This window comes from Herbaspirillum chlorophenolicum (genome assembly GCF_001189955.1).
In the GTDB taxonomy this organism is placed as follows: Bacteria; Pseudomonadota; Gammaproteobacteria; order Burkholderiales; family Burkholderiaceae_D; genus Herbaspirillum; species Herbaspirillum chlorophenolicum.
In genome coordinates, this window is sequence record NZ_LFLT01000001.1 from 266,156 (window position 1) to 278,945 (window position 12,790).

The following is a 12,790-nucleotide window of genomic DNA, read 5'->3' on the forward strand; positions in this document are numbered from 1 at the left end:
CAATGGAAAAACCGAGTGCTTCGGCTAATGTAGGTTTTAATGGGGATTTTTACAGATTCACCACGATGTCTCGTGGAATGCTCGGCTATGCCGAGCCAAGCGTATCACCTTGCTTTCTTGCCCCATTCGTGGATAACGAGGCATTAGGTAATGCCTTGCGCAATGCTCTTTCAGAAAGTCGGCTAGTTAGTGCCGAGGAGTTTCAGAAGATTTTCCATTCTGGAATTGTTCAAGAACTTGAAAAAAAACGGGATGTGGAAGCTATGAAAACTTATGGCTACAAAACCAAGCGTGCTCTATACGAGAAGATGGATTTTTGTAGTGTGAGTCTTTTCGAGCACCAGATCGAAATTCAACCGACTCATAAAAAATCGCTGGATGGGTGGACAGTGAAGAGGGATGAAGGACCATTTTCTTTATATGTTCCCAAGTCGGCAGCCGATGAAGAGCTTGGCGCAGCACTCCGAGAAGGGTTTACACGCTGTACCAGATGACAACGACAATACTCGTACTTCTCAGATGAAATATCTGGCCGATGCGCAGCGCCTGGCGCTGAGAGGGGAGGCCCGGAGGATCAACGACGACTGGGGGGGCGGGGCGCACCAAGTACTGGTTCCGCAGGTCTACCTGCGTGCCGCCAACGTGCAGGTCCCCGGCCAGGGGATGCAGATATTCCGGCACCCTCTCCGGCTCCACCACGCAGACGGACAATGCCGGCAGCTACAGCAACCAGATCGGCAGCACCTTCTCTGGAAATATGGTGGTGGTACAGGCTGGTAGCGACATCAACGTTATCGGCAGCAACGTAGTGTCGACCCAGGGAACGGCGCTGGCGGCCGGCAACAACGTCAACATCGTTGTCGCCATCGATAGCGGCACCCAGCACAACTACCGCAATGAAACCACCAGCGGCGTGATGGGCGCCGGCGCTGGCGTGTCCATCGGTACGCGCGAACAGAGCCATGACGCCAACAGCCAGCGCGAGACCGCTTCTGGATCGACAGTCGGAAGCACCGACGGCAACGTCAGCATTGCCGCCGACAACCGCTACACCTAGGTCGGCAGCGATGTGATCGCAGCTAAAGGAAATATCGATATTGCGGCCAAGGCAGTGGACATCGGCGCAGCGGCTGAAGCCAGCAAGACCGTCACCGAGGACAAGTACAAGCAAAGCGGCCTGACAGTGGCGGTGACTAGTCCCATCATTTCCGCATTACAAACCGTACAGCAGATGGGAGAGGCGGCGGGCAAGACCAAGGACGGGCGCATGCAGGCGCTGGCGGCAGCAACGGCAGGCATGTCGCTGTACAGCGCCGGGCAGGCAGCGCAATCCGCCGCGGCCGATCCAAAGTCTGCCGGTTTTGGTCTGAGCATTACTGTAGGCGGGAGCGAGAACAGTACGACCACCGAGCAGAACAGCGTGATGCAAAAAGGCTCCACCGTAGCCTCGGGCGGCAACACCAGTATCCGGGCCACTGGCGATGGCGCCAACAGCAACATTACGATTCAGGGCAGCGATGTAACGGCAGGTGGCAATCTTGCGCTCAAGGCCGACAACGACATCAATCTGCTGGCCGCACAGAATGTCGACGAGCAGCATAGCAATCGCTCCTCCTCTTCTTATGGCGTTGGGCTGGCGGTGCAGTTTGGCGCGGGTAGTCCTGCTTTCGGCTTTACTGCCAACGCTGCGGGAAGTCGTGGCAGTAGTGATGGCAAAGATGTCGTTAATACTCTTACGCATCTGAAAGCCGGCAACCAGGTCAGTCTCGATTCAGGGCAAGATACCAATCTGATTGGCGCGACAATCGCCGGCAATCAGGTTGTAGCCAACGTCGGCCGTGACTTGAACATCGCCAGCGTGCAAGACACCAGTACCTTCAAGAGCAAGGATCAGAGTTTGGGCGGCAGCATGACGGTGGGCCTGGGTTTCTCAGGCAGCATCAGTGCCAGCCAGAGCAAGGTCGACGCCGATTACGCCAGTGTGGGAGAGCAGGCAGGCATCAACGCGGGCGACGGTGGGTTCCAGATCAACGTCAAAGGCAATACCGATCTCAAAGGCGGCAAGATCGCTAGTACGGATAAGGCCGTGGAAGAGGGCAAGAACAGCTTGACCACCGGCACGCTGACGGTAAGCGAGATCGAGAATCGTAGCCAGTACAAGGCGGAAAGCCAGAGTGTCAGCGCAGGTGGTGGTAATTGGGCAGATCCATCGCAAGGAAAACCGGGCGGCGGCATCGGCATTGGCGGTACTTCGGGTAGCGATAGCAGCACGACCAGAAGTGGTATCTCGGGCGGCGCGGTGACGATCACGGATGCGCAGGGACAGCAAGAGAAGACAGGCCAGAGTGCGGAGCAGACTATTGCGTCGTTGGATCAGGGCGTACGTACCGGTAAGGACAGCAGCAACAGTCTGAACAAGAACTGGAACGGTGAGGAACTGCGTCAGGATGTGGAGGCGCAGGCCAAGATCACGCAGGCGTTTGGGCAGCAGGCGGCCAAGGCGATTGGTGACTATGCTGGAAAAAGAGAAGAAAGCCTGAAAAAAGAGGCAAATGCCGCCGCACTCAATGGCAATCAAGAAAAGGCGGACGAGCTGTATGCCGAGGCTGCTAATTGGGCTGAGGGCGGTGCGTACCGAGTAGCTGCTCACGCTGCAGCGGGGGCGCTGGGCGGTGGTCTTGGTGGAGCATTGGGCGCGGCAGCTAGCGCTCAATTGATGCCGACTCTGGCCGATGAGATTAAGAAAATGGGATTGCCATCGGTTGTCGAAAGTGCCGTGTCACTTGCCGCTGTAGCAGGGATTGGTGCAATCGTTGGAGGAGCTGAAGGTGCTGCCAGTGGATTTAACGTCGATTTAAATAATCGACAGTTAACGCATACTGAAACTGACCGCATCAAGAAACTAGCCAATGGTGATATTAAAGCAGAGGAGAGGTTGACAGCAGCGGCATGTGCGGCCGTTATGTGTTGGAGGGAATATGCGACCGACAGTGCAGCCTTCAATTACTACAAAGCGATGGCAGATTGCGGAAATTCACCGGGATTGGCGGCGGAACGAGACATCATCGCGCAGCAAAAAGATTTGTTCAGTTATACGAACAGCGATGTGGCAAAGGATTTTGGGAAATGGATTGCTAATTCGATTGTGCAGAAGGGGAAAGATGCAGCGAATCTGGCAATTTTGCTCGCCAAGAACGGGCCGAATGCATTGCCACCGGATCTTTCTCTTGGTGACCCGACTGATTTTGGTGGGCCGTCTGGTACGGCGGGAGCCGTCATTACACCTCCTGTTCTGGTATGTTCACCAGCTGGGGTATGTGTTTTAACGCCATCGATTCCGATACCAACTAATGTTTATGCTTCGACTAGTGGTGGTACTAGTGATGAACGCCAAAACGGGGGCTCTCCAGCTAGCCCAGCATTACCTGATAGCCCTTATAGTCCAGAGAGCGTTGAGAATCGTATTAAGCCACCTTATCAAAAAAATCCCGCACATGACATATCAAGTCCATTATTTAATCCTAGGAAAACGCCTGAACCTATTGACGCGCAGTCTGCGTATGAAAATTCTGCGATTCGAGGCGGGCTTGGAACATGGTATGCACAAGGACAAGGGGGATACTATCGGTATTTTTCAGACAATGCAGGTACCGTGCATTTTAGCGGGACCGTATCTTCATCTCAGGTACCAAATAGTGTTTTGAAGTTGCTGGGGAAATAATTATGAGATTTGGAATTACCGATAGATTTTCTATAGAAATCGTTCTGGACAGAGTTTCCGGAGGAGATTGGTTATTTGGGAAAATATGTTATTGGGTTAACGGGGTTGAGGTTGGTAACTTTGATGAAGGGACTTCGTTACGAGATGTTCTTTTCATGATGACTACCATTGTTGCAGATGGTAGTCATCGCATTTGCCCTAAACTCTTGGAGTTTTCGAACGAGAAAACTTTCTCTCTTATTTGTAATGCACTTGATGACGAGGATGAGACCATATATCAATATCTCCCTGAGGACTTTCAGCCTGCGAGGTTTGATATCCGTATCCCTGTTGATGTTTTTGACGACTGGAAGATATTTCTAGTTGAGGGTGAGTTTGATGCTAAGTTAATTTGTCGACGGTTGGGAGCAGGCGATATCGAACCAGTAGTGATGTTACGACAGGGAGAGTTCGATGACGTTTTGAGGCAGGCATACGATTATTTGGACAACATATATAAACTTGCCCAGTCTTAAGTGAATGCGGATTTCAGCGACAGCGATACCTCGAATTAGAGGGCGTCGGTCCGACAATAAAAAACGCCCCCTGACTATCCAATCAGGGGGCGTTTCTCCAAACATCGTCAGAATTCAACCCTCGGCGCGCAACCCCGCCGGCTTCAATTTAGACTCCAGCGCCTTCCCCTTACGCGCCCGCTTGCCAATATGCACACCCAGCGCGGCCGCCGACAACGACACTTCCTGCGCCTTGCCGCCACGGCCGATACCGTAGACGACGACACCCTTCTGGCTGATCGCCTGCGCACCCAGGAGCTTTTCGTTCTTCTCCAGTTCCATCAGGTTCACGCCGCGTCCGCCGGAGGAGAGGGTCTTCAGCTCATCCAGGCCGAACACCAGCAGGCGGCCGTTGCCGGAGAGGCAGGCCACGGCGCCGGCGTCGGCTGCTACCGTGCGCGGGGCCAGGGGCAGGGCGCCTTCGTCCAGCGTGAAGAAGGCCTTGCCGCCCTTGACGCGGCCGAACATGTCGGAGGCCTTGGCGACAAAGCCTGCGCCTGCGTCGGAGGCCAGCAGCAGCGTGGCATCGGCCGGGCCGGCGTAGTAGTGCAGGATGTTGCTGCCGCTGGCCAGCTCGACCAGCGTGGTAACGGGCACGCCGTCGCCGCGCGCGTTGGGCAGGCCATTCACTGCGATTGTGTAGACCCGGCCGTTTGAGCCGAAGGCCAGCAGGTTGTCGACCGTGCGGCATTCGAAGGCGCCGTACAGACCGTCGCCGGCCTTGAAGGTGAACTGCGCGGCGTCGTGGCCGTGGCCGGTGCGCGCGCGCACCCAGCCCTTTTGCGAGATGATCACCGTGACCGGCTCGTCGATCACCTTCTGTTCGAAGGTGGCGCGTTCGGCTTCTTCGATGATGGTGCGGCGGGCGTCGCCGTATTGCTTGGCGTCGCCTTCGATTTCCTTGATCACCAGCTTCTTCATCGAGGCCGGGTTGTCGAGCAGGTCTTGCAGCGTGCTCTTTTCGCCGCGCAGCTCGGCCAGCTCCTGCTGGATCTTGATGGCTTCCAGGCGCGCCAATTGGCGCAGGCGGATTTCCAGGATGTCTTCGGCCTGGCGGTCGGAGAGCTTGAAGGCGGCGATCAGTGCCGGCTTCGGTTCATCCGATTCGCGGATGATCTTGATGACCTTGTCGATGTTCAACAGCACCGCTTCCCGGCCTTCCAGGATGTGGATGCGGTCGTTCACCTTTTGCATGCGGAATTGCGTGCGGCGGGTGACGGTCTCGAAGCGGAAGCTGATCCATTCGCCAAGGATGTCGGCCAGGCCCTTCTGGCGTGGGCGGCCGTCGCCGCCGATCATCACCAGGTTGAGCGACGCGCTGGTTTCCAGCGAGGTCTGGGCCAGCAGCGTGTTCATGAACTCGGTCTGGTCCTGGTTCTTGGACTTGGGTTCGAATACCAGGCGCACCGGGGCTTCGCGGCCGGATTCATCGCGTACGGCGTCGAGCAGGCCGAGGATGGCGGCCTTCTGCGACTGCTGTTCCGGCGTGAGCGTTTTCTTGCCCAGCTTGACCTTGGGGTTGGTCAGTTCTTCAATCTCTTCCAGCACCCGCTGGGAGGAGACGCCCGGCGGCAGTTCGGTGATCACCGCCTGCCACTGGCCGCGCGCCAGGTCTTCGATCTTCCAGCGCGCGCGCACCTTGAGGCTGCCGCGGCCGCTCTGGTACATCTCGGCGATGGTGGATTGCGGTGTGATGATCTGGCCGCCGCCCGGAAAGTCGGGGCCGGGAATCAGTTCTATCAGTTCGGCGTGGCTGATCTTGGGGTTGCGGATCATTGCCACGGCGGCCCTGGCCACTTCGGTCAGATTGTGCGAGGGGATTTCGGTGGCCATGCCGACCGCGATGCCGGAGGCGCCATTCAACAGCAGGAAGGGCAGGCGCGCCGGCAGCAACTTGGGCTCTTCGGTGGAGCCGTCGTAGTTGGGCTGGAATTCCACCGTGCCCATGTCGATCTCGTCGAGCAGCAGTTTGCTGATGGGCGTCAGGCGCGCTTCGGTGTAACGCATCGCCGCAGCGCCGTCGCCGTCGCGCGAGCCGAAGTTGCCCTGGCCGTCGATGAGCGGGTAGCGCAGCGAGAAGTCCTGCGCCATGCGCACCAGCGCGTCGTACACGGATTGGTCGCCGTGCGGGTGCAGCTTGCCCAGCACGTCACCCACCACCGCAGCAGACTTGCGCGGCTTGGCGGCGGAGTTCAGCCCGAGTTCGCTCATCGCGTACAGGATGCGGCGTTGCACCGGCTTCTGGCCGTCGGCGACATCGGGTAGGGCGCGGCCCTTGACTACCGAGATCGCATAGTCGAGGTAGGCGCGCTCGGCGAAGGTCGACAGCGTCAGCGAGTCGCCGTCCGGCGGAGGCGGGGTTTGGTCAAACAGATTGGCTTGTTCGGTCATGGAGCTTGAATTCGTGGCGTGTTCGTTCTATCAATGGAGCGGCTGTGCGGTCAGATATCGGCTTCGGCCTCGTTGCCGTGTTCTTCGATCCAGGCGCGGCGGGAGGCGGCTTCGCCTTTGCCCATCAGCATGGTGAAGCGCTCTTCGGTACTCTGCACGCCGGGTTCGCCGAAGCCGATCGGCAGCAGGCGGCGGGTGTCGGGGTTCATCGTGGTTTCCCACAACTGTTCGGCGTTCATCTCGCCCAGGCCCTTGAAGCGCGAGATGCCCCAGGCGCCTTCTTTCAGGCCATCCTTGCGCAGCTTGTCTTCGATGGCTTCCAGCTCGCCGTCGTCCAGCGCGTACAGTTTCTGCACCGGCTTCTTGCCGCGCGCGGGGGCGTCCACGCGGTACAGCGGCGGGCGCGCCACGCAGATGTTGCCGTTTTCGATCAGCTTGGGGAAGTGCTTGAAGAACAGCGTCAGCAGCAGTACCTGGATGTGCGAGCCGTCCACGTCCGCGTCCGACAGGATGCAGATCTTGCCGTAGCGCAGGCCGGACAAATCGGGCGTGTCGTTGATGCCGTGCGGGTCGACGCCGATGGCCACTGCGATGTCGTGGATTTCGTTGTTGGCGAACAGGCGGTCGCGTTCGGTTTCCCAAGCGTTCAGGACCTTGCCGCGCAGCGGCAGGATGGCCTGGAATTCCTTGTCGCGGCCCATCTTGGCCGAGCCGCCGGCGGAGTCGCCCTCGACCAGGAACAGTTCATTGCGCGACACGTCGGAGGATTCGCAGTCGGTCAGCTTGCCCGGCAAGACGGCCACGCCGGACGACTTCTTCTTCTCGACCTTCTGGGCCGAGCGCAGGCGGCTTTGCGCCTGCTTGATCACCAGCTCGGCCAGTTTCTTGCCGTAGTCGACGTGATGGTTCAGCCACAGTTCCAGCGCCGGGCGCGAATAGCCGGCCACCAGGCGCACGGCGTCGCGCGAGTTCAGGCGCTCCTTGATCTGGCCCTGGAATTGCGGGTCGAGCACCTTGGCCGACAGCACGAAGGACACGCGCGCGAACACGTCCTCGGCCAGCAGCTTGACGCCCTTGGGCAGCAGCGAATGCATCTCGGCGAAGCTCTTGACCGCCGAGAACAAGCCTTCGCGCAGGCCGGATTCGTGGGTGCCGCCGTTGGAGGTGGGAATCAGGTTGACGTAGGACTCGCGCACCACGGCGCCTTCTTCGGTCCAGGCCACCACCCAGGCCGCGCCTTCGCCCTCGGCGAAGCCTTCGGCATCCTTGCCTGCGTACTGTTCGCCTTCAAACAGCGGGATCAGCGGTTCGCTGTTGCTGGACTGGGCCAGTTGCTCCATCAGGTAGCCGCGCAGGCCCTGGTCGTATTGCCAGGTCTGCGTATCGCCGCTCTTGGCGTTGACCAGCGTGACTTTCACACCCGGCAGCAGCACCGCCTTGGAGCGCAGCAGGCGCTGCAGCTCGCCCAGCGGGATGGTGGGCGAGTCGAAGTATTTGGTGTCCGGCCAGACGGTAACGCGGGTGCCGGATTTCTTGTCGTCGCGGCCTGCCGGGCGCGACTTGAGTTTCTCGATCACGTCGCCGCCGGAGAAGGTCAGCGTGTGTACGCCATTGCCTTGCTCATCCTTGCGCCAGACGGTGATTTCCAGGCGCGTGGACAGTGCGTTGGTGACCGACACGCCCACGCCGTGCAAGCCGCCCGAGAACGCGTAGGCGCCGCCCGATCCCTTGTCGAACTTGCCGCCGGCGTGCAGGCGGGTGAACACGATCTCGACGGTGGGCACTTTTTCTTCCGGGTGCAGGCCGACCGGGATACCGCGGCCGTCGTCCTCGACGGAGACGCTGCCGTCGGCGTTCAGGATGACGATGATGCTCTTGCCGTAGCCACCCAGCGCTTCGTCGGAAGCGTTGTCGATGACCTCCTGGATGATGTGCAGCGGATTCTCGGTGCGGGTGTACATGCCCGGGCGCTGCTTGACCGGCTCCAGGCCCTTGAGGACGCGGATCGATGATTCACTGTAATCGGACGGGGATGTTTTCTTGGTTGCCATGCAGGTGAGATTGGGTCTGGTCGGGGAGCGGCCGCAAATCAATGTGTAGCCAAAATGACAGCAAATGCCGACCCTGAGGGGCTGCGACATGCGGTGCCAACTGCGCATTCTAATGAAAATTGCGCAAAGCAGAAAATTGCTTGTGGGAAAGCAGTGTTTTGGGCAGCCGGCGTGCGGTTGCGGGAGAGGGGCGCCGCCGTCCGATGACGGCGGCGCAAGGGGAGGTAAAACTCAGTGTCAGGCCGCCAGCAAGCCTTCGACGGCAAGTGCAATCGACAGCAAGCGGCGGTCATGTCCGCCGGGCATCGCCAGCGACAGGCCGACCGGCGCATTGCCCGGTGGCTGGCAAGGCAGGGAGATGGCGCAGCCGTCGAGGAAGTTGATCAGCGTCGGGTTGCGCAGGATCAGGCCGTTGGCGGCGTAGTAGGCATCGTCGCTGGCTTGCAGGTCGGCGATCTTCGGCGCCACTACCGGTACGGTCGGCATTACCAGCGCATCGAACCCATCCAGTTGCGCTTCGGTGTTGGCGATCCAGCGGCGGCGGGCGTGGATCACGTCCAGCAGGTCGGCCGCGCCCATGTCCTTGCCGCGCAGGATGCGCGAGACTACGCGCTGGTCGTAGCCTGCCTTGTTTTCGGCGATCAGGTCGCGGTGCCAGGCATAGGCTTCGGCAGCGGTGAAGCCGCCCTTGGCGTTGATCGCGGCCAGTTCGCCTAAGGCCGGCACCGGCTGCTCGACGATGACGGCGCCGGCGGCGGATAGCTTCGACAATGCTGCCTTGTAAGCGGCGGCAACCTGATCATCCATGCCATCCAGCACCACATTGGTCGGCGCCAGGAGGCGCAGGCCGCGCAGCGGATGGGGGATGGGCGCGGCGTAGTCTTCGCCGGACAGCACCGCGTCCATGATGGCGCAGCACTCGACCGAGGCGGCCAGCGGGCCGATCGAATCCAGGTATTCCGACAGCGGCAGCACGCCCTTCATCGATACGCGCGACGCTGTCGGCTTGAAGCCGGTCAGGCCGTTGAGGGCCGAGGGGATACGCACCGAGCCGCCGGTGTCCGAACCGATGGCGGCAAACGCCATGCCATCGGTGACCGAGATCGCGGCGCCCGAGGATGAGCCGCCCGGGATGCGGCCACCATCCACATCACGCTGCCAGGCATTCTTCGGGGTGCCGTAGTGCGGGTTGATGCCGAGGCCGGAATAGGCGAACTCGGTCATGTTGGTCTTGCCGATCACGATGGCGCCGGCGTTGATCAGGTTCTGCACCACCACCGAGTTGGCGGCGGCAGCCGGTTTGCCGCGCAGCACCACCGAACCGGCCAGCGTGGTTTCGCCGGCCACGTCGAACAGGTCCTTGACCGAGACCGGCAGGCCATCGATGGGCGAGCGGGCGAGGCCGGCTGCGCGCAGGGTGTCGGACGCCTTTGCGGCGGCGCGCGCCTGGTCGGCGTAGACGCTGGTGAACACGCGTGCGCCTTCGCCGTTGGCGTCGGCGATTTTTGCCAGCGCCTGTTCGGTCAGTTCAACGGAAGTGGTGCGGCCAGCATCGAGGTCGGCGGCGAGTTGGGAGAGTTTGGGGAACATGGTCGGCATTGTCGTGCAGTCGATGGAGGGGAAGAGTGTAGCGCACCAATCGGACTGTCGTCCCTGCGAAAGCAGGAACGACATGGAGATGAATCAGGCCACTTCAGCCAGTGACTCCGCCACATAGCTGTGGCGCAGCGAGCGGCCACGGCGCGGATCGAACAATTCCATGGTGAAGGAAGCCGCCGGGCGGATGCCGCCGATGGCGCCGACCGTGCCGCAGGTCATGCCGCAGCCTTCGGGCAGCACGGCGCTGCCGTCGGTGAAGCGGGCGATCAGGTCGGCCGGCGTGCGCAGCGAGGACAACGGCCCTTCCTGATACAGCACGGTGGAACCGTTTTCTTCGATCCAGGAGCGGATCACCAGCTCATCCCAGTACTCGGCCACGTCGGCCAGCTTCCAGGCGCCGGTGCCGACCGGCTTGACGCAGGCCTGCTTGGAGAAGGCCACGCTGTGCGCTTCCAGCTTGCGGTCGGTGTGGTCGGAGGCGATCGAGACATACAGCTCGCCGCCGGCGTTGAAGACGAAGGTTTCGATTTCGCCGGACGATTCGGCGCCCAGCACCTGCACGTCTTTGGCTTGCGTCAGCTGGTTGGCCGAGACGCGGTAGAACAGCGGCACCGCGCTGGGGCGCGAGATGCCAAGGGCTTCCAGTTCTTCGATGTGGTGTTCGATGGCGGCCATGTCGCGGCCGGCCCAGCCGGCGATGACCAGGGTGTGGATGTCGGCGCTCACGGCGCTGTTGTCGGGGAGGGAGAAAGAGAGCTTCATGGCGGTCACTTCAAAAACGATTGCGTGAATCAAACGCCGGAACCGTTCGGCTCCGGCGGGGGGAAAAGCGGAATGCGGCTTAGTGCTTCTTGACGAACACCACCACCAGGAAGCTGGCGAGGAATTCGAGCGCGGCCACGAAGTACAGTCCGGAGGACAAGGAGCCGGTGCTGGTCTTGAGCGCGCCGATCATGTACGGCGCGACGAAGCCGGCCAGGTTGCCGATCGAGTTGATCAGCGCGATGCCGCCGGCGGCTGCGGTGCCGGCCAGAAACGCTCCGGGGATCGACCAGAACACCGGGAACGCGGCCAGGATGCCGATCGCGGCGACCGTCAGCGAGCACAGGGCGATGGTGGCGTTGCCCAGTGTCAGGCCGGTGGCGATAAGGCCGATACAGGCGATCAGCGTGGCGATGGCGCTATGCATGCGGCGCTCGCCGGTCTTGTCGGAGTGGATGCCGTTCCACACCATGGCCAGCGTGCCGGCGATGAACGGGATGGCCGAGATCAGGCCGATCTGCAGGTTGCCCTTGATGCCGATCTCCTTGATGATCGACGGCGCCCAGAAGGCGATGGTGGCGTTGCCGCTGACCACGCAGAAGTACACGGCGGCGCAGATCCATACGCGGTAGTTGGCACAGGCATCCTTGAACGAGAAGTGCTTGCCGGGGGCGCTGTTTTCAGCGGCCAGGGTTTGCGTTACGGCGGTCTTCTCGGCATCCGTCAGCCACTTGGCGTTGGCCGGCTTTTCCGGCAGCCAGGCCAGTACCGCGAAGCCTGCCAGCAGCGAGGGAATGCCTTCGATGATGAACAGCCACTGCCAGTTGGCCAGGTGGCCGACGCCTTCCATGCCGCTCATGATCAGGCCGGCGATCGGGCCGCCGACGGCGCCGGCGATGGCGAACGAGGTCATGAACAGGCCGTTGACGCGGGCGCGGCGCTGGGCCGGGAACCAGTAGGTCAGGTACAGCACCACGCCGGGGAAGAAGCCTGCTTCGAACACGCCCAGCAGGAAGCGCAGGATGTAGAAGCTGGCCGGGGTGGTGACATAGGCCATCGCCATCGAGGCCAGGCCCCACAGGATGGTGATGCGCGCCAGCGTCTTGCGCGCGCCGATCTTTTCCAGCAGCAGGTTGCTGGGCACTTCGAACAGGAAGTAGCCGATGAAGAAGATGCCCGCGCCCAGGCCGTAGACGGCTTCGGAGAATTGCAGGTCCTGCAGCATCGACAGCTTGGCGAAGCCGACGTTGACGCGGTCGATCCAGGCCAGCACGAACAGGAAGACCAAAAACGGGATCAGGCGCCAGGCGATCTTGCGATAGGTGGCATCCATCGCCGATACGTTGCCGCCGGCCTGGGCGCCCGGATCGAGCGCGGCGGATGTGGAATAAGACATGAACTACCTCCCTAAGTGTTGAGCCCCGGCCGGCTTGCGGCGGCCGCGTAAGTGTCTGGATAAAACTGTCTGGACTATTGCTGGCTGCCCGGCGCTGCTGTTGTTGTTGCCTAGCGCATGCGATGAGGCATGGCAGGGTGCCGGTCTTAATTCAGTATGGGGAGTCGATGCAGACGCTGTCCAACAAGAAAATCTGAACAGGAGTGATTGAAAAATCTTATGAGCAAAAGTGGGCCACGCGATGCGCCATGATGGTGCTGTGCGGCAAAGCCCCGGAGCGTGCCGCGTAAATCATTTCCGCAGACGGACCGGCGGC

At 60.8% G+C, this 12,790-nt stretch carries 9 protein-coding genes; 4 read left to right on the forward strand and 5 right to left on the reverse strand.

Features of this window, described 5'->3' with window-relative positions:
* Window positions 1-2: 2 nt before the first annotated feature.
* The 4 genes from AKL28_RS23785 (at window position 3) to AKL28_RS01240 (ending at window position 4,236) form a co-directional block, all read left to right on the forward strand.
* Window positions 3-494 (forward strand): contact-dependent growth inhibition system immunity protein, encoded by a 492-nt coding sequence (locus AKL28_RS23785; protein ID WP_082221316.1) that lies wholly within the window; start codon window positions 3-5, stop codon window positions 492-494.
* Between the two features lie 137 nt (window positions 495-631).
* On the forward strand, window positions 632-1,057 hold the full coding sequence (locus AKL28_RS24985; RefSeq protein ID WP_231602295.1) for a hemagglutinin repeat-containing protein: 426 nt from the start codon (window positions 632-634) through the stop codon (window positions 1,055-1,057).
* 12 nt (window positions 1,058-1,069) lie between these two features.
* Window positions 1,070-3,721, forward strand: a complete 2,652-nt coding sequence (locus tag AKL28_RS01235) for a hemagglutinin repeat-containing protein (RefSeq protein ID WP_050466224.1) — start codon at window positions 1,070-1,072, stop codon at window positions 3,719-3,721.
* Window positions 3,722-3,723: 2 nt separating this feature from the next.
* On the forward strand, window positions 3,724-4,236 hold the full coding sequence (locus AKL28_RS01240; protein WP_050466225.1) for an Imm42 family immunity protein: 513 nt from the start codon (window positions 3,724-3,726) through the stop codon (window positions 4,234-4,236).
* A gap of 114 nt (window positions 4,237-4,350) precedes the next feature.
* Here the strand turns inward: AKL28_RS01240 and parC are convergent, their stop codons facing one another.
* From parC to AKL28_RS01265, 5 genes are all read right to left on the reverse strand, one after another.
* On the reverse strand, window positions 4,351-6,666 hold the full coding sequence (parC, locus tag AKL28_RS01245) for a DNA topoisomerase IV subunit A (RefSeq protein ID WP_050466226.1): 2,316 nt from the start codon (window positions 6,664-6,666) through the stop codon (window positions 4,351-4,353).
* Window positions 6,667-6,716: 50 nt separating this feature from the next.
* A complete protein-coding gene (locus AKL28_RS01250) occupies window positions 6,717-8,717 on the reverse strand; it encodes a DNA topoisomerase IV subunit B (protein WP_050466227.1) in 2,001 nt (666 codons plus the stop codon).
* Window positions 8,718-8,954: 237 nt separating this feature from the next.
* Window positions 8,955-10,307, reverse strand: a complete 1,353-nt coding sequence (locus AKL28_RS01255) for an amidase (RefSeq protein WP_050466301.1) — start codon at window positions 10,305-10,307, stop codon at window positions 8,955-8,957.
* A gap of 93 nt (window positions 10,308-10,400) precedes the next feature.
* Window positions 10,401-11,078: a DUF2848 domain-containing protein gene (locus tag AKL28_RS01260; protein ID WP_050466228.1), complete on the reverse strand. Its 678-nt coding sequence runs from the start codon at window positions 11,076-11,078 to the stop codon at window positions 10,401-10,403.
* A gap of 79 nt (window positions 11,079-11,157) precedes the next feature.
* Window positions 11,158-12,474 (reverse strand): MFS transporter, encoded by a 1,317-nt coding sequence (locus AKL28_RS01265; protein WP_050466229.1) that lies wholly within the window; start codon window positions 12,472-12,474, stop codon window positions 11,158-11,160.
* Window positions 12,475-12,790: the final 316 nt, after the last annotated feature.

What these genes read in the sequence shown, in the direction of transcription:
- AKL28_RS23785 (WP_082221316.1), top strand. Translation starts at nt 3, where the DNA reads ATGGAAAAACCGAGTGCTTCGGCTAATGTAGGTTTTAATGGGGATTTT.
- AKL28_RS01240 (WP_050466225.1), top strand. Translation starts at nt 3,724, where the DNA reads ATGAGATTTGGAATTACCGATAGATTTTCTATAGAAATCGTTCTGGAC.
- parC (WP_050466226.1), bottom strand. Translation starts at nt 6,666, where the DNA reads ATGACCGAACAAGCCAATCTGTTTGACCAAACCCCGCCTCCGCCGGAC.
- AKL28_RS01250 (WP_050466227.1), bottom strand. Translation starts at nt 8,717, where the DNA reads ATGGCAACCAAGAAAACATCCCCGTCCGATTACAGTGAATCATCGATC.
- AKL28_RS01255 (WP_050466301.1), bottom strand. Translation starts at nt 10,307, where the DNA reads ATGTTCCCCAAACTCTCCCAACTCGCCGCCGACCTCGATGCTGGCCGC.
- AKL28_RS01260 (WP_050466228.1), bottom strand. Translation starts at nt 11,078, where the DNA reads ATGAAGCTCTCTTTCTCCCTCCCCGACAACAGCGCCGTGAGCGCCGAC.
- AKL28_RS01265 (WP_050466229.1), bottom strand. Translation starts at nt 12,474, where the DNA reads ATGTCTTATTCCACATCCGCCGCGCTCGATCCGGGCGCCCAGGCCGGC.